The organism is Pseudomonas sp. GM30 (assembly GCF_000282275.2).
In the GTDB taxonomy this organism is placed as follows: domain Bacteria; phylum Pseudomonadota; class Gammaproteobacteria; order Pseudomonadales; family Pseudomonadaceae; genus Aquipseudomonas.
Genome location: NZ_AKJP02000028.1, coordinates 168,864 through 188,355, shown reverse-complemented (window position 1 = coordinate 188,355; position 19,492 = coordinate 168,864). Strand labels below are relative to the sequence as shown.

General features: G+C 61.7%; 18 protein-coding genes. 11 read left to right on the top strand and 7 right to left on the bottom strand.

What is annotated here, in order from left to right:
• Positions 1 to 164: 164 nt before the first annotated feature.
• Complete coding sequence (locus tag PMI25_RS20595) at positions 165 to 1,097, bottom strand: DUF4880 domain-containing protein (RefSeq protein WP_007967546.1); 933 nt, start codon at positions 1,095 to 1,097, stop codon at positions 165 to 167.
• Positions 1,094 to 1,582 carry a sigma-70 family RNA polymerase sigma factor gene (locus tag PMI25_RS20590; RefSeq protein ID WP_007967545.1) on the bottom strand — a complete coding sequence of 163 codons (489 nt, stop codon included), beginning with the start codon at positions 1,580 to 1,582 and terminating at the stop codon, positions 1,094 to 1,096. The genes PMI25_RS20595 and PMI25_RS20590 overlap by 4 nt, the downstream gene beginning before the upstream one ends.
• A gap of 177 nt (positions 1,583 to 1,759) precedes the next feature.
• On the opposite strand from PMI25_RS20590, the gene PMI25_RS20585 reads away from it, so the two are divergent.
• From PMI25_RS20585 to PMI25_RS20560, 6 genes are all read left to right on the top strand, one after another.
• Complete coding sequence (locus PMI25_RS20585; protein ID WP_007967542.1) at positions 1,760 to 2,065, top strand: DUF3649 domain-containing protein; 306 nt, start codon at positions 1,760 to 1,762, stop codon at positions 2,063 to 2,065.
• Positions 2,062 to 3,645, top strand: coding sequence for a PepSY-associated TM helix domain-containing protein (locus tag PMI25_RS20580; protein ID WP_007967540.1), 1,584 nt, complete (start codon positions 2,062 to 2,064; stop codon positions 3,643 to 3,645). The genes PMI25_RS20585 and PMI25_RS20580 overlap by 4 nt, the downstream gene beginning before the upstream one ends.
• The gene (locus PMI25_RS20575) at positions 3,645 to 3,971 is read left to right on the top strand and encodes a DUF3325 domain-containing protein (protein ID WP_007967538.1); all 327 of its coding nucleotides are present in this window, start codon (positions 3,645 to 3,647) and stop codon (positions 3,969 to 3,971) included. The genes PMI25_RS20580 and PMI25_RS20575 overlap by 1 nt, the downstream gene beginning before the upstream one ends.
• Before the next feature lies 1 nt (position 3,972).
• A complete protein-coding gene (locus PMI25_RS20570; protein WP_003221797.1) occupies positions 3,973 to 4,539 on the top strand; it encodes an RNA polymerase sigma factor in 567 nt (188 codons plus the stop codon).
• On the top strand, positions 4,536 to 5,525 hold the full coding sequence (locus PMI25_RS20565) for a FecR family protein (RefSeq protein ID WP_007967536.1): 990 nt from the start codon (positions 4,536 to 4,538) through the stop codon (positions 5,523 to 5,525). Before PMI25_RS20570 ends, PMI25_RS20565 begins: the two co-directional genes overlap by 4 nt.
• A gap of 205 nt (positions 5,526 to 5,730) precedes the next feature.
• On the top strand, positions 5,731 to 8,160 hold the full coding sequence (locus PMI25_RS20560; RefSeq protein WP_007967534.1) for a TonB-dependent siderophore receptor: 2,430 nt from the start codon (positions 5,731 to 5,733) through the stop codon (positions 8,158 to 8,160).
• Positions 8,161 to 8,303: 143 nt separating this feature from the next.
• On the opposite strand, the gene PMI25_RS20555 is transcribed toward PMI25_RS20560, so the two are convergent.
• Positions 8,304 to 9,179 (bottom strand): helix-turn-helix domain-containing protein, encoded by an 876-nt coding sequence (locus PMI25_RS20555; protein ID WP_007967531.1) that lies wholly within the window; start codon positions 9,177 to 9,179, stop codon positions 8,304 to 8,306.
• 253 nt (positions 9,180 to 9,432) lie between these two features.
• On the opposite strand from PMI25_RS20555, the gene PMI25_RS20550 reads away from it, so the two are divergent.
• Positions 9,433 to 10,335, top strand: a complete 903-nt coding sequence (locus PMI25_RS20550) for a DMT family transporter (RefSeq protein ID WP_007967530.1) — start codon at positions 9,433 to 9,435, stop codon at positions 10,333 to 10,335.
• 19 nt (positions 10,336 to 10,354) lie between these two features.
• Here the strand turns inward: PMI25_RS20550 and PMI25_RS20545 are convergent, their stop codons facing one another.
• The 4 genes from PMI25_RS20545 to PMI25_RS20530 form a co-directional block, all read right to left on the bottom strand.
• Positions 10,355 to 10,864 carry a DUF2165 family protein gene (locus tag PMI25_RS20545; protein ID WP_007967527.1) on the bottom strand — a complete coding sequence of 170 codons (510 nt, stop codon included), beginning with the start codon at positions 10,862 to 10,864 and terminating at the stop codon, positions 10,355 to 10,357.
• 148 nt (positions 10,865 to 11,012) lie between these two features.
• On the bottom strand, positions 11,013 to 11,987 hold the full coding sequence (locus PMI25_RS20540) for a 2-hydroxyacid dehydrogenase (RefSeq protein ID WP_007967524.1): 975 nt from the start codon (positions 11,985 to 11,987) through the stop codon (positions 11,013 to 11,015).
• 623 nt (positions 11,988 to 12,610) lie between these two features.
• Positions 12,611 to 12,985, bottom strand: coding sequence for a DUF6124 family protein (locus PMI25_RS20535; protein ID WP_007967521.1), 375 nt, complete (start codon positions 12,983 to 12,985; stop codon positions 12,611 to 12,613).
• A 244-nt stretch (positions 12,986 to 13,229) separates the two neighbouring features.
• Positions 13,230 to 14,198 carry a LysR family transcriptional regulator gene (locus PMI25_RS20530; RefSeq protein ID WP_007967519.1) on the bottom strand — a complete coding sequence of 323 codons (969 nt, stop codon included), beginning with the start codon at positions 14,196 to 14,198 and terminating at the stop codon, positions 13,230 to 13,232.
• Between the two features lie 297 nt (positions 14,199 to 14,495).
• Between PMI25_RS20530 and PMI25_RS20525 the strand changes: the two genes are divergently transcribed.
• The 4 genes from PMI25_RS20525 to PMI25_RS20510 all read left to right on the top strand — a co-directional run bounded on the left by PMI25_RS20525 (position 14,496) and on the right by PMI25_RS20510 (position 19,426).
• A complete protein-coding gene (locus PMI25_RS20525; RefSeq protein WP_007967518.1) occupies positions 14,496 to 15,995 on the top strand; it encodes an efflux transporter outer membrane subunit in 1,500 nt (499 codons plus the stop codon).
• Between the two features lie 171 nt (positions 15,996 to 16,166).
• Complete coding sequence (locus PMI25_RS20520; protein WP_007969562.1) at positions 16,167 to 18,359, top strand: FUSC family protein; 2,193 nt, start codon at positions 16,167 to 16,169, stop codon at positions 18,357 to 18,359.
• Entirely contained in the window at positions 18,349 to 18,549 is a 201-nt protein-coding gene (locus tag PMI25_RS20515; protein WP_003221811.1) for a DUF1656 domain-containing protein, read from the top strand. Before PMI25_RS20520 ends, PMI25_RS20515 begins: the two co-directional genes overlap by 11 nt.
• 10 nt (positions 18,550 to 18,559) lie before the next feature.
• Complete coding sequence (locus PMI25_RS20510) at positions 18,560 to 19,426, top strand: efflux RND transporter periplasmic adaptor subunit (RefSeq protein ID WP_007969560.1); 867 nt, start codon at positions 18,560 to 18,562, stop codon at positions 19,424 to 19,426.
• Positions 19,427 to 19,492 lie beyond the last annotated feature (66 nt).

Genomic DNA, 19,492 nt, shown 5'->3' with positions numbered 1-19,492 from the left:
CTGTCACGCCAGATCTGAAAAACGGCTCACGGTTTACGAATATTTTTTTGAATGACTGATTTTGTGGCGAGGGAGCTTGCTCCCGTTGGGGCGCGAAGCGGCCCCCGTATTGAGGGCCTGCTGCGCAGGCCAGCGGGAGCAAGCTCCCTCGCCACAGTTTTGTTTTAAACCCGGGCCTCGACACTCACCCAATAACGGGTAAACCGCCGCACTTTCACCGGCAGACTGATTTGCAGCAGATCAAGAATCCGCTCGCTGTCGTCCAGTGGATAAGTCCCGGAGATCAGCAGGTCGGCCACCTTCGCATCACAATGCAACTGCCCGCGACGATAACGGCCGAGTTCATCGAGGAAGTCGCCCAGACGCATGTGCGCGGCAACCAGCATGCCCTCGGCCCAGGCGCCGCTGTTGGCATCCAAGGGTCTGGCTTCGCTGATCGCTGTCGAGCTGAAGCTCAGCTGACGGGCGACGGGCAATGACATTGGTGCGCGGCCATGGGCGATGAGTTCGGCCTGACCTTCAAACAACGCCACCTGCGTGCGATCGGCAAATTGCCGGACGTTGAGTCGGGCAGCGTTTGTTTTCAATACACCTTGGGCCGTGCGCACTTCGAACGCGTGTACGGTGCTGAGCAGAATCTCGCCTTCCAGCAAACGGATCAGCCGTTGTCCGACCTCCACATCTGCCGCGCTCGCGGTATTGAGCTGCAACTGGCTGCCCGCGCCCAGCGCAACTTTGCGTCGCTCGCCCACCGGGCTGCGGTAATCGGCGAGCAGCGTCGGCAGCGGATTGTGCTCGCGCATGCCCCAGGTGACGGCGGAACCGGCACCGAGAAGCAGCAGCAATTTGAGCGCCTGACGGCGGCTGGAAGACTTCGGCCCGGTCAACGCGGCATGGGCCAATGGCGAAGCCACACCGCGTAAGCGCTGGTTGACCCGCTGCATGTGTTCCCACGCGCGGCGGTGTTCGCTGTGGGCGTCCAGCCATTGCTGCCAGGCCTGTTGCTGGCGCGGGGAGAACGACCCTTGCTGCATTTCCATCAGCCAGTGCACGGCCTGTTCGGCCACTTGCGCAGAGAAATCCGGGACGCGGTTCATAGGGCGAAATAGCAACGCAGGGCGGCTTTGTGCAGATGACGTTTGACCGTGGCTACGGAGATGCCCAGCTCGACGGCGATTTGCGGATAAGTCAGGCCATCGACCTGCGCCAGCAAAAAGGCGCGTTTGACCGGTCGCGGCAAGCCATCGAGCAATTGGTCCAGTTCGATCAGGGTCTGCAGGATGATCGCTTTGTCTTCTTCCGATGGCGCAACCATTTCCGGCATCTGCGCCAGGGTATCGAGGTAGGCGCGTTCCAGGTCCTGACGGCGGTAATGATTGAACAGCACGCGTTTGGCGAGGGTGGTCAGGAACGCGCGCGGTTCGATGATCGTCACCGGTTCGCGGGCGCTGAGCACGCGGATGAACGTGTCTTGCGCCAGATCCGCCGCGCTGTCCGGGCAGCCGAGTCTGCGCCGCAACCAGCCGGTGAGCCAGCTGTGGTGGTCATGGTAGAGCGATTCGACGGGATGGGCGGACGACAAGGGTATTACTCCGGGCGCATGCTCGATGCGTTAGAGAACAAGAACTGTTCGCATTGTAGGGGTGCGCGTGGGTGTCCGGCAATCAGATGCTTTTGCGTATGAGAATATTTATCATTAATATTGCTCGCCTGTTGGTTCGGCTTGTCGGCCGGACGTTTTTCGTTTCAGGGTCGAAACATGAAAGGCAAACTCGCCTCACTTCCCATGTCCTATCGTCTTGCTGTCACTTCGCGGGTACTGGCGGCGGTGTTCGGCGGCTATCTGGTCGCCGCGCTGGCCAGTGTCGCGCTGACGATGTGGCTGCCGTTGAGCCGCGCCGAAGCGGTGGTGACCGGCATGACCATTTCCTTTCTGGTCTATCTGGTGGCGGTGCTGTGGTGTTTTGCTTGCCGCACGGCGTGGTCGGCGTGGGTCGGGTTGCTGGTGCCGAGCGTGATTCTGGCGACGGTGTCGGGTGCCGCGCGGGGCTTGGGTTACGCATGAAAGAGGGCTTTCGTCAGTCGATGGCCTGGCTGCACACCTGGACCGGGCTGGTGTTCGGTTGGCTGCTGTTTGCGATTTTTCTCACCGGGACGCTGGCCTATTTCAAGGATGAGATCAGCCACTGGATGCAGCCGGAAATTCCCGCGCGGCCCATCAATGCCGAAGCGAGCCTGACCCTGGCGCAACGTTACCTGCAGCAACACGCCGCCGGCGCCTCGCGCTGGCTGATCGACTTGCCCGACGCCCGCGATCCCGGTCTGACGGTGCGCTGGCAGCAGGCGCCGAACACACCGCGCGAGCGCGGCAAGTTCGAATCCAGAACACTCGACGCGCAGACCGGCAACGAAGTCCAGACCCGGCAAAGCATGGGCGGCGAGTTCTTCTACCGCTTCCATTTTCAGCTGCAAATGCCCTATCCGTGGGGCCGCTGGCTGGCGACGATGGCGGCGATGGTGATGTTCATCGGGCTGATCACCGGCATCATCACCCACAAGAAAATCTTCAAGGACTTCTTCACCTTTCGCCCGCGCAAAGGCCAGCGTTCATGGCTCGACGGGCATAACGCGGTCGGCGTGCTGGTGCTGCCGTTTCACCTGATGATCACCTACAGCAGCCTGGTGATTTTCATGGCGATGGTCATGCCAGCGAGCATTCTGGCGTCCTATAACGGCGACGTGCGCGCCTTTTACGACGAAGTTTTTCCGGCATCGAAAACCCCTGAGCGGGCCAACCGGGCGGCGCCGCTGAGCCCGTTGGCACCGCTGCTGGCCAAGGCCAGCGAGCAGTGGGCAGGTGGCAGTACCGCGCGGCTGACAGTGAACAACCCGGGAGACGCGAATGCCTCGGTAGTGCTGTCGCGCCGTGGCGACCGCGTCGTCCACGATTTCGGGCGTGCGGTGACGTTCAACGGTGTCACCGGCGAGCGCCTCGGCAGCACCCCGGAGCAGCCAGTGGCGATGGCCGTCGGCGGCACGTTCTACGGTTTGCACATGGGCCACTTCGCCGGGGCCACATTGCGCTGGCTGTATTTCATCTGCGGCCTGGCGAGTACCGCGATGATCGGCACCGGGCTGGTGATCTGGCTTGGCAAGCGCCAGCTCAAACACGCCAAGAGCGGCGTGATGCCGTTCGAATTGCGCCTGGTGGAAGTGCTGAACATCGCCAGCATGGCCGGGCTGACAGCGGCGGTGGCAGTGTTCTTTTTGGCCAATCGGCTGTTGCCGGCGGATCTGGCCGGGCGCGCTGATCAGGAAGTGAATGCGTTTTTTATTGCCTGGGCGTTGAGCGTGGTGCATGCGTTGCTGCGCAAAGGACGCAAGGCCTGGGTCGAACAGCTCGCGCTGGCTGCTGTGCTGTTTATCGCGGTGCCGCTGATCAATCTGACCACGCCATGGAATCTCGGCGTAACGCTGGCGCAAGGTGACTTGACGCTGGCGGGTTTCGATCTGACTTGCCTGGGCGCAGGCCTGTTCCTCGGCTGGGCCGCATGGAAAATGCAGCGTGCGGCCAGCGCCGTCAGCGTGAAAAAAACACCCCGGGAAAAGCCGCGACCGATCGCGCTTGAGCAGGAGGTCAGCTGATGTTGCTGGCGTTGTTGCTGTGCTACGCCGGGTTCAGCGCGTTGTGTCTGTCGATGCCTCGGCACCACGATGAGCTGCTTGGCAACAAACCCTCGGTCCGACGCGCACGGATTCTGAAACTCGCCGGTTGGCTGTTGCTCGGCCTGTCGCTTTGGGCGGCAGTCGGGGCAAACGGCTGGAGTTTCGGTCTGGTCGACTGGTTCGCGGTGCTCATGCTCAGCGCTTTGGCATTGGTGCTGTTGCTGCCGTATCGCCCACGTCTGGCCCTCGCACTGGCCGGGTTGAGTCTGCTGGCCAGCCCGGTCGCTGCCTGGGCGCAGGTCTGACATGCTGATCGGTCATCCCCCGGAGTCCCGCGACGACGAACCGCACGGTGCGCGTGCGCATTTTCTTCAGGTGTTCCTGTCGCAGCGCTCGCAGATGGAAGCGCTGGTGAACCGGCGCGTCGGTTGCCGGGCCACGGCAGCGGATCTGGTGCAGGACCTGTTTCTGCGTTTCTGGCGGCGGCCGCTGGTGCAAGTCGAAGAACTCAGCACCTACCTGTTGCGCTGCGCCGGCAACATCGCCATCGATCATTTGCGCAGCGAAGGCACGCGCGTGCGGGTCAACGAGGGCTGGCAACCGGACGCGCCGGACAGCCACGGCAGCGAGCCGCAAGCCGCGCTCGAAGCGGGCAATGATCTGCGCCACGTCGAAGCGGCATTGCGCGCCTTGCCCGAGCGCACCCGGCAGATCTTTTTGCTCAATCGCATCCACGGCCGCAAGTACGCGGACATCGCCAAAGCCATGGGCCTGTCCCAAAGCGCCGTGGAAAAACATATGATGCGCGCCCTGGAGGCCTGCAAGGCCAGCCTGCGCGAACCCGCGCCACGCCTGCCAGGGAAAGCACCGTGAATCACACCGACCGCGTCAGTCCGACGCCCGCTCAGGAACAGGCCGCGCTCGCCTGGCTGAGCCTGTTGCACGACCGCCCAAGCACCGGCGATCAACTGACCTTCAGCCAATGGCTGCGCGCTGACCCGGCCCACGCTGAGGCCTATGCCCAGGCGCAAGTGCTCTGGGAGTTGAGCGAAAGCCCGGCGCGTACCTTGGCCGCTGAAGACGCATTGGCGTTGCAGGGCTACCTGAATGCAATGGACCGTCCGCGTCGCCCGGCACTTGTGCGCTGGTCGGGCGCGTTGGCGATGGCCGCGTGTCTGATGCTGATGATCAGCCTTGGCACGGGCTGGCAGCCGCAGCGCTGGATCAATGATCTGGGCGCCGATTACGTTTCGGCACCGGGGGAAATTCGCACCGTGACATTGGCCGACCAATCACAAGTCATGCTGGACGCCGACAGCGCTATCGCGGTGGATTTCAGCCATGGCGAGCGGCGGGTGCAGTTGCGACGCGGCGCCGGGTTTTTCAGTGTGATGCACACCGGTGAGCCGTTCGTGGTCGAAGCCGAGAAAGGCCAGGCGCGGGTGCTCGGCACGCAGTTCGAAGTGCGTCTGCAGCCCGGTGGTGCGCAAGTCACGGTGCTGTCGGGGCGCGTTGGCGTGACGGCGGATCGCGACGCACAGCAGCAGATTCTGACGGCTGGCCAGCAAGTGGCCTACGGGCAGGGCACAGCGGAGAAACTGCACGCGGTGGACAGCGAGGCGCAACTGGCCTGGCGTCAGGGCTGGCTGACTTACTACAAGGCGTCGCTGGCCGACGTGGTGGAGGATCTGCGGCGCTATTACCCGGGGCGGATTGTTGTGCTCAACGATGAGCTGGCGGCGCGCAAGGTCAGCGGTAGTTTTCCGAGCAAGGATCCGCAGGCGGTGTTGAGTTCGTTGCAGGGTGTGCTGGGGTTTGAGCAGCATCAGGTGTTGGGGCATCTGATTATTCTGCGCTGAGCCTGCCGGCGCCATCGCGAGCAGGCTCACTCCTACATTTGGAATGCGTTTCCCCTGTAGGAGTGAGCCTGCTCGCGAAAGCGTTCTTTCAGACACCAAAAAATATTTTCAAATGAGTGGTGAGGTAAACCACAGCCCCATCCGTGTAGTGACTGAAACTGCGAGTCATTCGCATCCGTTGCGGTTCTACACAGGTCATTGAGCAATGAAGTCCAGGGCAAAATCGGGTTCGGTCAAACAGTGGTTGGGCGTTTCGGCATTGAGTTTTTCGGCATTGGCGCTGTTGCCGATGAGCGTGGCGCTCGCCGCTGAAACCGTCAGCAGTCCGGCGCAAAAGCAATTCAATTTCTCCCTGAGCGCCAAACCGCTGCCGCAAGCCCTGAGCGACTTCAGCCGTGTCACCGGGCAAAGCGTGGTCTACACCGACGAAGCGCCGTACGGCCTCAACGCCCCGGCCGTCAGCGGCCAGATGAGTGCCGAACAAGCGCTGCAACGCCTGCTCAGCGGCTCCGGTATGACCTTCCGCCGTACCGACAGCCACACCCTGGCGTTGGAGCCGCAGCCCACCGAGGGCGCGCTCAATCTCGGCGCGACTACCATCACTTCGATGCGCGACGACTCGATGAGCTACCAGCCGCCGCAAACCAGTTCGGTGATGCGCTCTTCGGCTTCGCTGCAGGAAATCCCGCAGACCGTCAACGTGATCCCGGCCCAGGTGATCCGCGATCAGACCCCGCGCAATCTCGACGATGCGCTGGCCAACGTCAGCGGCATCACTCAGGGCAACACCTTGGGCAGCACCCAGGATTCGGTGATGACCCGCGGTTTCGGCGACAACCGCAACGGCTCGATCATGCGCGACGGCATGCCGATCGTGCAGGGCCGCGGGATGAACGAAACCGTTGATCGCGTCGAAGTGCTCAAAGGCCCGGCCTCGTTGCTTTACGGAATCCAGGACCCGGGCGGGGTGGTCAACCTGGTCAGCAAGAAACCCGAACTGACCCAATACAACGCCCTGACCCTGCGTGGCTCCACCTACGGCGACGGCAAGAACGGCAGCGGCGGCAGCTTCGACAGCACCGGCGCGCTGGGCGATTCCGGCCTGGCGTATCGCATGGTGCTGGATCACGAAGACGAAGATTACTGGCGCAATTTCGGCACTCACCGCGAGACGCTGATCGCGCCATCGCTGGCCTGGTATGGCGAACGCACCAAGCTGCTGTTCTCCTACGAACACCGCGAATTTCTCACGCCGTTCGACCGTGGCACGCTGATCGATCCGCGCACCAACCACCCGCTGGACATCTCGCGCAACGAGCGTCTGGACGAGCCGTTCAACGACATGGAAGGCCGTTCCGATCTGTACCACTTCGAGGCCGACCACGAACTCAATGACGACTGGAAAGCTCACTTCGGCTACAGCTGGAACCGCGAGACCTACGACGCCAGCCAGGTGCGCGTGACCGCTATCGACACCAAGAAAGGCACACTGACCCGCAGCATGGACGGCACGCAAGGCGCGATCAGCACTGACCGTTTCACCACCGCCAGTCTCGAAGGCAAGGTCAATGTGCTGGGCATGCAGCATGACCTGGTGTTCGGCGTCGACGACGAGTACCGCAAGATCTACCGCGCCGACCTGATCCGCCAGAAAAGCCTGAGCACCTTCAGCTACGTCAATCCGGTGTATGGCCGTGAAGTCGAAGGCACCACGGTCAGCCCGGCGGACAGTGCGCAGACCGATCTGCTGCGCAGCGATTCGGTGTTTATGCAGGACTCCATTCACCTCAATGACCAGTGGATTCTGGTCGCCGGCGGACGCTTCCAGGAGTACGACCAGTACGCCGGCAAAGGCGTGCCGTTCAAGGCCAACACCGACAGCAACGGGCAGAAGTTCGTACCGCGTGCGGGCCTGGTGTATCGCTACACCGACGAGTTGTCGTTCTACGGCAGCTACACCGAATCATTCAAACCCAACTCGACCATCGCCCCGCTCAGCGGCAGCAGCACCGTGCTCGACGGCAGCATCGCGCCGGAAGAAGCCAAGTCGTGGGAGCTGGGGGCGCGGCTGGATATTCCGGGGCGCATCACCGGCAACATTGCGCTGTTCGACATCAAGAAACGCAACGTGCTGGTGGCCAACGCCGAAGGCCCGACCACAATTTACAGCGCCGCCGGTGAAGTGCGCTCGCGGGGACTTGAGCTGGATCTGACCGGTCAACTGACCGACCGCTGGAGCCTGATCGGCGCCTATGCCTACACTGATGCCGAGGTCACCGAAGACCCGGACTACAAAGGCAATCGCCTGCAAAACGTGGCGAAGAACAGCGGCTCATTGTCGGCGGTGTATGACTTCGGCAGCGTGATCGGTGGCGATCAACTGCGGGTCGGCGCCGGGGCGCGGTATGTCGGCGAGCGGGCGGGCAACGCGGTGAATGATTTCGACCTGCCGAGCTACACCGTGGCCGATGCGTTCGCCACTTACGACACCAAAGTCGAAGGGCAGAAGGTCAAGTTCCAGCTCAACGTGAAGAACCTGTTTGACCGCACCTACTACACCTCGGCGGCGAGCCGGTTCTTTGTGTCGATGGGTGATTCGCGGCAGATTTCGCTCTCCAGTACGCTGGAGTTCTGATCGGGGACCGCGTCATCGTTCATCGCTGGCAAGCCAGCTCCCACAGGTTCACGGTCGAGCAAAAATGTTTTGAACGGCCGGAGACATTGTGGGAGCTGGCTTGCCAGCGATAAGGCCCTGACAGACAGCGAAAACATTCGCCTCTAGCGCAAAAACGCCTGCCGATATTCCCCCGGCGTCCCACCCAATACCTGCCGAAACCGGTTGGTGAAATGGCTGGCACTGGCAAACCCGCACGCCAGCGCAATCTCCCCCAGCGGCAACGCCGTTGCGCGCAACAACTCCCGCGCCCGGCTCAAGCGCCGTGCCAGTACGTACTGATGCGGCGGCAGACCGAAGCTCACGCGAAACATCCGCGCAAAGTGGTACTCCGACAATGCACACAATCCGGCCAGTTGACCGAGGCTGATCGGCTCGGCCAACTGACTGTCGATGAACTCGACCAATTGCCGACGCTGATGCGGTGCCAGTCCGCCCTTGAGGCGCAACCCCTGGCGCGCGCCGACCTGGCTGAGCAGGGTATGGCTGATCAATTCATGGGCGATGCTGCTGGTCAGCAAGCGTTCGGCAGGTTCGTCCCAATTCAGCGTCAGTAACTGCCGAAAGCGTCCGGCCTGCTGCGGATCTTCCAGAAAGGTCTGCTCACGCAGTTGCATCTCTCGCGGCTCGCGATCGAGCAAGGTGACGCACCCCAACGCAAACTGCTCGGCACTGAAATACAGATGAGCGAGGCGGATATCGCCGTTGATCACCCAACCGGATTCATGATCCGCCGGCAGGATGCACAGCTTGTCCGGCCCACCCTTGTGCCCCGGTTGACCGCGACGAAACGTCCCGGTGCCACCGGCGATGTAGCAGGACAGGGTGTGGTGGCTCGGCGCTGCGTATTCCTGGGCGTCGTGGTGGTTGGTCCACAGGGCCGCAGACAAGCCGTCACCGAGCTCGGCGCTGTGCACAAGGCGTGCGTTCGGCGAGCGGTTGAGGGCTTGAAAGACTTGCAGGGTATCGATAGCGGCCATGTGCGGTTCTCTCCAACGCCTTGCATCCTACTCCGTAGCCGGCGCGCTGCCAGCCTGCCGGGCGACAAAAGCGCAAGAATCTGCAAGCGCCCCGCTCCTGTCTGCCGCACCCTGAATTTCCATTCAACACAACCCTGTGGCGAAGGAGCTTGCTCCCGCCGGGCTGCGCATCAGCCCATCAGTGAGTGCTGTGCACTCAAGCGCGAGCAAGCTCGCTCGCCACAGAGTGTCCGGTGTCCTCAGGAGTCTCGTCATGAACCTTTCGCTGTATCTGCTGACCGTGCTGATCTGGGGCACCACCTGGATTGCCCTGAAATGGCAATTGGGTGTGGTCGCGATACCGGTGTCGATCGTCTATCGCTTCGGTCTCGCCGCGCTGGTGCTGTTTGCGATGTTGCTGCTCAGTCGGCGGCTGCAACCGATGAACCGGCGCGGGCATCTGATCTGCGTGGCGCAGGGCTTGTGTCTGTTCTGCGTCAACTTCATGTGCTTTCTGACCGCCAGCCAGTGGATTCCCAGCGGACTGGTGGCGGTGGTGTTTTCCACAGCCACTTTGTGGAACGCGCTCAATGCCCGGGTGTTCTTCGGTCAGCGCATCGCCCGTAACGTGCTGATGGGCGGGGCGCTCGGTTTGTTCGGTCTGGGAATGTTGTTCTGGCCGGAACTGGCCGGCCATCACGCCAGCCCCGAAACGTTGCTGGGTCTTGGCTTGGCGCTGTGCGGCACCCTGTGTTTCTCGGCGGGCAACATGCTCTCGAGCCTGCAGCAGAAGGCCGGTCTGAAACCCTTGACCACCAACGCCTGGGGCATGGCCTATGGAGCGGCGATGTTGTCGGTGTGGTGCCTGGTCAAAGGCATTCCATTCGACATGGACTGGTCGCCGCGTTATGTCGGGGCGCTGCTGTATCTGGTGATCCCGGGTTCGGTGATCGGGTTTACCGCGTACCTGACGCTGGTCGGGCGCATGGGGCCGGAGCGCGCCGCTTACTGCACGGTGCTGTTCCCGGTGGTGGCGCTGAACGTGTCAGCGTTTGCTGAAGGTTATCAGTGGACGGCACCGGCGTTGCTCGGGCTGGTGTTGGTGATGCTGGGTAATGTCTTGGTGTTTCGTAAGCCGAAAACGCTGGTGGCGCCGGTGCAGGGGAAGTTGGTATGAAACAAACGATCACTGAACATCAGCGCTCGACTTTCAAGGTGATGTAAATCATCACCGGCAACATGAAGTCTACGATATGCCGGGCCCAGTCTTTGGCATTCCATGATTGTGAAGTGTCCATGTCAAACCATTCCACACCCACGGTTTGCAGGCACACGTAATAAATGAAAATTGCCGTCAGTATGCCCATGATCGAGAACTTTTTTGCCTCGTGGAATATCTCTGCAGGCGCGTTGATGTGCCGATAGAGTTGATAGGTGCCTATCAGGCACAATGTCGTATACGTTACTTCCAGCGTGATGATGAACCAATAGATCCGGTGATGAATCATTGGCGAGTCAATGGATCGGTATTTTATGGACTCATTGGCGGTGGTAGTGTCCATGCTCAGGATATGAGCCACGTACGTGTAGTTCGAGTCATAGTCGGTAAAGTTGTGAATCATCACCAATACACCAAAGAAGCTGATGTAAGTCATCAATATAACTTTGCTGTAGCGAATAATTTTGTCGGTTGTCAGATTGTTCACGGGATTAGCTCTCCATAGCAGTGGTCGATCATTCGATTGCCAAGCAGAGCTTATAATGCTGTTGTTTAATTGGCTTTGTTGTTCAATTTCAAGTTATGTAGGGCGGCAACTAACGGGCAAGTGCGGTTCTGCACTTGCCCGTCATTTTTTATCCGCGCCAGACTTGCGGATTGACCAGGTCCTGCGGGCGTTCGCCGAGCAGCGCGCTGCGCAGATTGGCCAGTGCACGATTGGCCATGGCTTCGCGCGTTTCATTCGTGGCGGAGCCGATATGCGGCAATGTCACAGCATTTTTCAACTGGAACAGCGGCGACTCGGCCAGTGGTTCTTTTTCGTAGACGTCCAGTCCGGCGCCACGGATGCGATTGTTTTGCAGGGCTTCGATCAGCGCCGGCTCGTCGACCACCGGGCCACGGGAGATGTTGACCAGAATCGCACCTGGCTTCATCAGCGCCAGTTCGCGGTGGCTGATGAGGTGTCGGGTCTTGTCGCTGAGCGGCACCACCAGGCAGACGAAGTCGGCTTCGGCCAGCAGTTGGTCGAGGCTGCGAAATTGCGCGCCGAGTTGTTGTTCCAGTTCCGGCTTGCGGCTGTTGCCGCTGTAGAGGATCGGCATGTTGAAACCGAAATGGCCCCGGCGGGCGACGGCGGCGCCGATGTTGCCCATGCCGACGATGCCCAGGGTCTTGCCGTGGACGTCACAACCGAACAGCGGCGCGCCGACGCTGGCTTGCCATTGGCCGGCCTTGGTCCAGGCGTCGAGTTCGGCGACGCGGCGGGCGCTGCTCATGATCAGGGCGAAGGCGAGGTCGGCGGTGCTTTCAGTGAGCACGTCCGGGGTGTTGGTGAGCATGATCCCGCGTTCGTTGAAGTAGTCGAGGTCGTAGTTGTCGTAGCCGACGGAGACGCTGGAGACCACTTCGAGTTTTTCGGCGGTTTCGAGTTGGGCTTTGCCGAGTTTGCGGCCGACGCCGATCAGGCCGTGAGCGTGGGGGAGGGCTTCGTTGAATTGGGCGTTGATGTCGCCGTTTTTCGGGTTGGGGACGATGACGTCGAACTCTTGCTGCAGGCGCTCGATCATGGGCGGGGTGATGCGGCTGAAGGCCAGGACTGTTTTTTTCATCGCTATGGGCTCGGCTTCGGGGCTTTATTGCCAAGCAAGCTAACATTTCTGTTTTGGGTTGTCTTGGCGGCCTCTGGGCCGACCATGCTTTGGGTTGATGGGGGGCATATCCGTTGCTTCGGGTGTGGCGGCTGGCGGTTTCGCTCTTACAGCGAGTCACTTTTCCAGACGCCGAAAAGTAACCAAAAGGACTGGGCCCCGGCGTACGGCCCTCGCCGTGGCTCGGGTTCCTTCGCTGCGGGGTTCATCCGGGGGCATCGCCTCCGGTTTGCTTCGCTGCACCTCCTCTCGATGTATGCGGCTTCGCCGCATGGCGCTGCGCGCCTACCCCCGGATAAACCCCTCCACTCAGCCTGCCGAAGGGGCCGGCACGGCAAGATCAAGAGCTTTCGGCGAGCTGACACTCGGCCATTTGAGTGGTGAAAAGCATGCGGTCTGTCTGGACTGCTTTGCTTTTCTGTAGGAGTGAGCCCTCGCGATGGCGGCCTACGAGCCGACCAATCTCCAACTGACCACACCCATTCCAACTGTGGGAGCGAGCTTGCTCGCGAAAGCGGTATGTCAGGCACCAAAAGTGTTGGATATGTTGAGGCCTGCGCGAGCAAACCCGCTCCTGCAATGGCTTAACTGTGTGCCGCAGATTGGCTCACTTCCACATTGTCCAGCACCCGATTCACCGCCAGTTCAGCCAGCATGATGATCTGCTGAATCGCCAGTATCGTCTGCCGCTGCGGGCTTTCGACATAGGCCGCAATGTCGCTGGTCATGATGCTCGCCGATGCCAGTGATTCGCAGGCGTGAACCAGCAGGCTTTCGTTGTCCATGTCGGGGGCGACCTGGAACATGCTGCTGGGTTTGTGGAATCTCACCGCGGCGACGGAGGGTTTCAGGTAGTGGTCGAGGGCGCGTTCGGCGGCGTCGTGGAGTTTTTTTGAATCGAGGGATTCGTAGGGGGAGGTGCTTTCCGCTTGGGGCGGATTTTGGTTGGGATTAGGCATGGTGAAATTCCTTAGGTGCGCCATTCGTAATCCGAGCGACCAAGCCCGTTCGCTGAGTTTTCAGCGATCGGAAAAGCTTATCCACCCAACTTCCGAGCCACAACCGTCAAAACCTGTCGGAAAACTCCCTTCGAATCACCGCTTCTGTAGGAGCTGCCGCAGGCTGCGATCTTTTGATTTTTAAACATAAAAGGCAAAGATCGCAGCCTGCGGCAGCTCCTACAGATTTGGCGGTGTGTTTAAGTCAGGTGGCGACACGGACTCCTGCGAGGCTGCCACTGAGTTCGTAGGCGGCCAGTTCCGCCTGATGCGCCGCCAGTATCTCCGGCAGCGACCCGCGCAAGTACTCGACCCAGGTCTTGATCTTCGCGTCCAGGTATTGCCGCGACGGGTAGATCGCGTACAGGTTGAGTTCCTGCGAGCGGTAGTTGGGCATCATCCGTACCAGCGTGCCGTTGCGCAGCCCTTCAATGGCGGCGTACACCGGCAGCACGCCGACGCCCATGCCGCTGATGATCGCGGCTTTCATCGCGTCGGCGGAGTTCACCAGGAACGGCGAGCTGTTGATGGTGACCATTTCCTGGCCTTCGGGGCCGTTGAAGGCCCATTTTTCCAGGGGGATCACCGGGCTGACAAGGCGCAGGCAGGCGTGGTTCAGCAGGTCGCTGGGTTTTTGTGCGCAGCCGTTGGCTTTCACGTAGGCCGGGGAGGCGCAGACGATGCTGTAGGTGATGCCCAGGCGTTGCGAGACGAAGCCCGAGTCGGGCAGTTCGCTGGCCAGCACGATGGACACGTCGTAGCCCTCGTCGAGCAGGTCCGGTACGCGGTTGGCCATGGTCAGGTCGAAGGTCACGTCCGGGTGGGTCTTGCGGTAGCGGGCGATGGCGTCGATCACGAAGTGCTGGCCGATACCGGTCATGGTATGCACTTTCAACTGGCCGGCGGGGCGGGCGTGGGCCTGGCTGGCCTCGGCTTCGGCTTCTTCGACATAGGCCAGGATCTGTTCGCAGCGCAGCAGGTAGCGCTTGCCGGCCTCGGTCAGGGCAATGCGCCGGGTCGTGCGATTGAGCAGGCGGGTTTGCAGGTGGGCTTCCAGGTTGGAGACCGCGCGCGAGACGTTGGCCGTGGTGGTGTCGAGTTGCACGGCGGCGGCGGTGAAGCTGCCGGCTTCGGCCACACAACTGAAGGCGCGCATGTTTTGCAATGTGTCCATGGGGTGCTCTCAAGGGAGATGGCAAATTGTGACACGAAGTTTCAGGGGCTGAGACCCCCGACCAAGGGATTATCTCGTTAACGGTAACAAAGATTCACAAGAATCCCAGCTTATCGCCACCAAGGCGCCCACCTAGAATTGCGCCGTTCCCTGTAGGAGCTGCCGAAGGCTGCGATCTTTTGATTTTGTTTTAAGGGAATCAAGATCAGAAGATCGTCCGAACGCGGCCCGAGCCCTCGGCAGCTCCTGCAGAAGGGAACATGCCCCCGCCTTATCCTCTTTCAGGAATTCGCAGCTGTGCCGCGTCGCATCATCAGAGCGCTTTTGCCGCTCAGTGTTCTGGCTTTTACCCTGGGTCTCAGCGGCTGCATCTCAACGCAAGGAATTGCCCCGCATAGCAAGGCATTGGAAGCCGACGCACTGGCCACTGACGACGCCATCGCCCATGCCGCCCGTGACGCACACTGGCCCACCGCACAATGGTGGCAAGCCTACGGCGACCCGCAACTCAATCACTGGATCGACCTCGCCGTGCAGGGCAGTCCGAGCATGGCCATGGCAGCGGCGCGGGTGCGTCAGGCCAAGGCCATGGCCGGTGTCGCCGAAGCCGCCGAGTCGCTGCAGATCAATGGCGAGTCGACGCTCAAGCGCCACAACTGGCCGACCGATCAGTTCTACGGCCCGGGCGAGCTGGCCAACACCACCACCTGGGACAACAACGCCGCGCTGGGTTTCAGCTACGCCCTCGACCTCTGGGGCCGGGAAAGCAATGCCAGCGAACGCGCGGTGGATCTGGCGCACATGAGCGCCGCCGAAGCGCGGCTGGCGCAGCTGGAATTGCAGAGCAACCTGGTGCGTGCCTACATCGAGCTGTCGCTGCATTACGCCCAGCGCGACATCGTCGCCGCGACGCTCAAGCAGCAACAGCAAATTCTCGATCTGGCGCAGAAGCGTCTGGACGGCGGCATCGGCACGCACTTCGAAGTCAGTCAGGCCGAAACGCCATTGCCGGAAACCCATCGGCAATTGGATGCACTGGACGAAGAAATTGCCCTGAGCCGCAACCAGATCGCCGCGTTGGCAGGCAAAGGCCCGGGCGCCGGCGCGCAGTTGCAGCGGCCGACTCTGGCGCTGGGTGCTGCGTTGAAACTGCCATCGGCCTTGCCTGCCGAGCTGCTCGGCCAGCGCCCGGACGTGGTTGCCAGTCGCTGGCAAGTGGCGGCGCAGGCGCGCGGCATTGATGTTGCGCATGCCGGGTTCTATCCCAACGTCGATCTGGTCGGCAGTCTCGGCTACATGGCCACCGGCGGCGGGGCGCTGGAGTTTTTGACCGGCAAGAAGCTCAACTACAACGTTGGCCCGGCGATTTCGCTGCCGATCTTCGACGGTGGGCGTTTGCGCAGTGAGCTGGGCGAAGCGTCCGCCGGGTATGACATCGCCGTGGCGCATTACAACCAGACGCTGGTCAATGCGCTGAAGAACATCTCCGACCAGTTGATCCGCCGCGAGTCGATGGACAAGCAGCAAGCCTTCGCCGCCGAGTCGGTGGCCACCGCGCAGAAGACTTACGACATCGCGATGATCGCTTATCAGCGCGGCCTTACTGACTACCTCAACGTGCTCAATGCGCAGACCTTGTTGTTCAAGCAGCAGCAAGTGCAGCAGCAGGTGCAGGCGGCGCGCTTGAGTGCGCATGCGGAACTGGTGACGGCGCTGGGTGGCGGCCTCGGGGCTGGCAACGACGTGCCGACGGCCGAGCAAACGGCAGCCCCGAAAACCCCGGCCCTGCTGCGGTGAACACAATCCCGACGGCATGCGCAAACCTGTGGCGAGGGAGCTTGCTCCCGCTGGGCTGCGCAGCAGCCCCAAAAATCTTGTGAGCGCTGCGCACTCAAGCGGGAGCAAGCTCCCTCGCCACAGGAATTGCGTGATTCACAGACTTTTCCTTCATTTATCGAGCAAGTCCAAATGACTCCCTTGCCCGCACCTCTACGCTGGCTCTACTCCCTGGAATGGCGTCGGGGTTTGTTTGACTGGGCGCGCAGCGATGGCGTGACCTGGGTCTACATCTTCAAGGTCTTGCTCGCCGCGTTTCTCACGCTGTGGCTGGCGATGCGCCTGGAGTTGCCGCAACCGCGTACGGCGATGATCACCGTGTTCATCGTCATGCAGCCGCAGAGCGGCCAGGTGTTCGCCAAGAGTTTCTATCGTTTCCTTGGCACCCTGGCCGGGTCGGCGATGATGGTCACGCTGATCGCGCTGTTCGCGCAGAACACCGAGTTGTTCCTCGGTTCGCTGGCGATCTGGGTCGGCATCTGCTCGGCCGGTGCAGCACGTTGGCGTAACTTTCGCGCCTACGGTTTTGTCCTCGCCGGCTACACCGCGGCGATGGTCGGATTGCCGGCGCTGGCGCATCCGGACGGCGCGTTCATGGCCGCCGTGTGGCGGGTGCTGGAGATCTCGCTGGGGATTCTCTGCTCGACCGTGGTCAGCGCGGCGATCCTGCCGCAAACCGCCAGCGCGGCGATGCGCAACGCGCTGTATCAGCGCTTCGGTGTATTCGCGCTGTTCGTCACCGATGGCCTGCGCGGGCGCAGCAAAGCCGAGTCATTCGAAGCGAGCAACGTGCGCTTTATCGCCGAAGCCGTGGGCCTGGAAGGGCTGCGCAGCGTCACCGTGTTCGAAGACCCGCACATGCGTCGGCGCAACGGTCGCCTCAGTCGCTTGAACAGCGAGTTCATGGGTATCACCACGCGCTTCAATGCGCTGCATCAGTTGCTCGAGCGCCTGCGTGGCAACGGCGAAGAACACGTGGTGGCTGCGATCAGGCCGGGCCTGCAGGATCTGGCGGAAGTACTCGACGGCTTCAGTGGCCGCGCCTTGACCAGTCCGGACGCGGCACGTTTGGCGACGGCATTGGCCACGTACAAGGAAGGCCTGCCGACGCGCGTGCGAACCTTGCGCGGGATTTTCCAGGAAACCGGTCCGAGTGAAGCCGAACAACTGGATTTTCACACCGCATACGAACTGCTCTATCGTTTCGTCGACGACCTGCACAGTTATGCACAGACCCACGCCTCGCTGGCCGATCACCGCCACGAACGTGAGCGCTGGGACGAGCCGTTCACCCCGCAAACCAACTGGTGGGCTGCTGCCGCTTCGGGGATTCGCGCCTCGTTCATCCTGATTGTGCTGGGCAGCTATTGGGTCGCCACCGCGTGGCCGAGTGGTGCGACCATGACCCTGATTGCCGCCGCGACGGTGGGCCTGTCTGCCGCCACGCCGAACCCGAAACGCATGGCGTTCCAGATGGCCTGCGGGACTTTCCTCGGAGCGGTGATCGGCTTCGTCGAGATGTTTTTCATCTTCCCGTGGATCGACGGTTTTCCGCTGCTGTGCGTGATGCTCGCGCCAGTCATCGTGCTCGGCTCGTTCCTCGCTTCGCGACCGCAATACGCCGGGGTCGGTCTCGGTCTGTTGATCTTCTTCAGCACCGGTTCGGTGCCGGACAACCTGACCATTTACAACCCTTACACCTTCATCAATGACTACATCGCCATGGTCATGGGCATGCTGGTGTGCGCGGCGGCGGGGGCGATCATTCTGCCGCCGAACAGTCGCTGGTTATGGAAGCGTCTGGAGCAGGACCTGCGCGGCCAGGTGGTCTACGCCATCAGCGGCAGACTCAAAGGCCTGGCGTCGAGTTTCGAAAGCCGCACCCGTGATCTGCTGCATCAGGCATACGGCCTCGCGGCAGGCCAGCCGACCGTGCAGAAAAACCTGCTGCGCTGGATGTTCGTGGTGCTCGAAGTCGGCCACGCGATCATCGAATTGCGCAAGGAACAGGCGATCCTCCCGGTGCATCCGGCGTATGCCGAATCGCAGCCGTGGCGTCAGGCGATCCGCGTCATGGGCCGGGCGCTGGTGCGACTGTTTCTGCAACCGAACCCGAGTAATCTGGAGCGCGCACTGGTGGTGGTCGATCACGCGATCAGTCGGGTCGCCGCGACCGACGAGCCGTTTGCGCCGCACTTCGACACGTCCGCGTTACGCCGGGTGAAGAGCTATCTGCACTTCATCCGCACCTCGTTGCTCGACCCGCAATCACCACTCGCTGCCTATGCCGTCGCCAAGCCCGAAGGACTTGCCCATGCCTCGTGAAATCGCCTTCCACGGCGTGTACATGCCGACCATGACCCTGATGTTTTTCGTCGCTGCGGCGCTGGCCTGGGCGCTGGACCGGTTCCTGTCGGGGTTCGATCTGTACCGTTTTTTCTGGCACCCGGCGCTGCTGCGCCTGAGTCTGTTTACCTGTCTGTTCGGCGCCATGGCGCTGACTGTCTACCGTTGAGAACGCTCTGATGAAAAAGTTTTTCAGCCTGCTCGCGACCCTGCTGGTGCTGGCCCTGGCGCTGTGGATCGGCCGGACCCTGTGGGAGCACTACATGAATACGCCGTGGACCCGTGACGGCCGCGTTCGTGCCGACATCATCAACGTCGCCGCCGACGTCACCGGTGAAGTCATCGATGTGCCGGTGCGCGACAACCAGTTGGTGAAGAAGGGCGACCTGCTGATGCAGATCGACCCGGAGCACTACCGCATCGCGGTCAAGCAGGCGCAGTCGCTGGTGGCTTCGCGCAAGTCGACCTGGGAGATGCGCAAGGTCAACGCCCATCGTCGTGCCGACCTCGACAACTTGGTGATCTCCAAGGAAAACCGCGACGACGCCAGCAACATCGCCGACGCCGCGCTCGCCGATTACCAACACGCACAAGCGCAACTGGAAGCCGCCGAACTCAACCTCAAACGCACTGAAGTGCGCGCGGCGGTGGACGGCTACGTGACCAACCTCAACGTGCATCGCGGTGACTACGCGCGCATCGGCGAAGCGAAAATGGCCGTGGTGGACATGAACTCGTTCTGGGTCTACGGCTTCTTTGAAGAGACCAAACTGCCGCACGTGCGCGTAGGCGACAAGGCTGACATGCAACTGATGAGCGGCGAAGTGTTGAAGGGCCACGTGGAGAGCATCTCTCGCGGCATCTACGACCGCGACAACCCGGAAAGCCGCGAGCTGATCGCCGACGTCAACCCGACGTTCAACTGGGTGCGTCTGGCGCAGCGAGTGCCGGTGCGCATTCACATCGATGAAGTGCCGGAGGGGGTGTTGTTGGCGGCGGGGATTACTTGCACCGTGGTGGTGAAGCAGGACGCGGTGGATAACTGAAATACCGAGTCGCTTTCATTCGCGAGCAAGCTCGCTCCCACAGGGGGGCCGGGGTGCAACAAACAT

Bases quoted from the DNA above. Each gene is read 5' to 3' on its own strand.
- PMI25_RS20555 (WP_007967531.1), bottom strand. From the start codon at position 9,179: ATGGCCGCTATCGATACCCTGCAAGTCTTTCAAGCCCTCAACCGCTCG.
- PMI25_RS20560 (WP_007967534.1), top strand. From the start codon at position 5,731: ATGAAGTCCAGGGCAAAATCGGGTTCGGTCAAACAGTGGTTGGGCGTT.
- PMI25_RS20550 (WP_007967530.1), top strand. From the start codon at position 9,433: ATGAACCTTTCGCTGTATCTGCTGACCGTGCTGATCTGGGGCACCACC.
- PMI25_RS20575 (WP_007967538.1), top strand. From the start codon at position 3,645: ATGTTGCTGGCGTTGTTGCTGTGCTACGCCGGGTTCAGCGCGTTGTGT.
- PMI25_RS20515 (WP_003221811.1), top strand. From the start codon at position 18,349: ATGCCTCGTGAAATCGCCTTCCACGGCGTGTACATGCCGACCATGACC.
- PMI25_RS20535 (WP_007967521.1), bottom strand. From the start codon at position 12,985: ATGCCTAATCCCAACCAAAATCCGCCCCAAGCGGAAAGCACCTCCCCC.
- PMI25_RS20585 (WP_007967542.1), top strand. From the start codon at position 1,760: ATGAAAGGCAAACTCGCCTCACTTCCCATGTCCTATCGTCTTGCTGTC.
- PMI25_RS20510 (WP_007969560.1), top strand. From the start codon at position 18,560: ATGAAAAAGTTTTTCAGCCTGCTCGCGACCCTGCTGGTGCTGGCCCTG.
- PMI25_RS20580 (WP_007967540.1), top strand. From the start codon at position 2,062: ATGAAAGAGGGCTTTCGTCAGTCGATGGCCTGGCTGCACACCTGGACC.
- PMI25_RS20520 (WP_007969562.1), top strand. From the start codon at position 16,167: ATGACTCCCTTGCCCGCACCTCTACGCTGGCTCTACTCCCTGGAATGG.
- PMI25_RS20595 (WP_007967546.1), bottom strand. From the start codon at position 1,097: ATGAACCGCGTCCCGGATTTCTCTGCGCAAGTGGCCGAACAGGCCGTG.
- PMI25_RS20530 (WP_007967519.1), bottom strand. From the start codon at position 14,198: ATGGACACATTGCAAAACATGCGCGCCTTCAGTTGTGTGGCCGAAGCC.
- PMI25_RS20570 (WP_003221797.1), top strand. From the start codon at position 3,973: ATGCTGATCGGTCATCCCCCGGAGTCCCGCGACGACGAACCGCACGGT.
- PMI25_RS20540 (WP_007967524.1), bottom strand. From the start codon at position 11,987: ATGAAAAAAACAGTCCTGGCCTTCAGCCGCATCACCCCGCCCATGATC.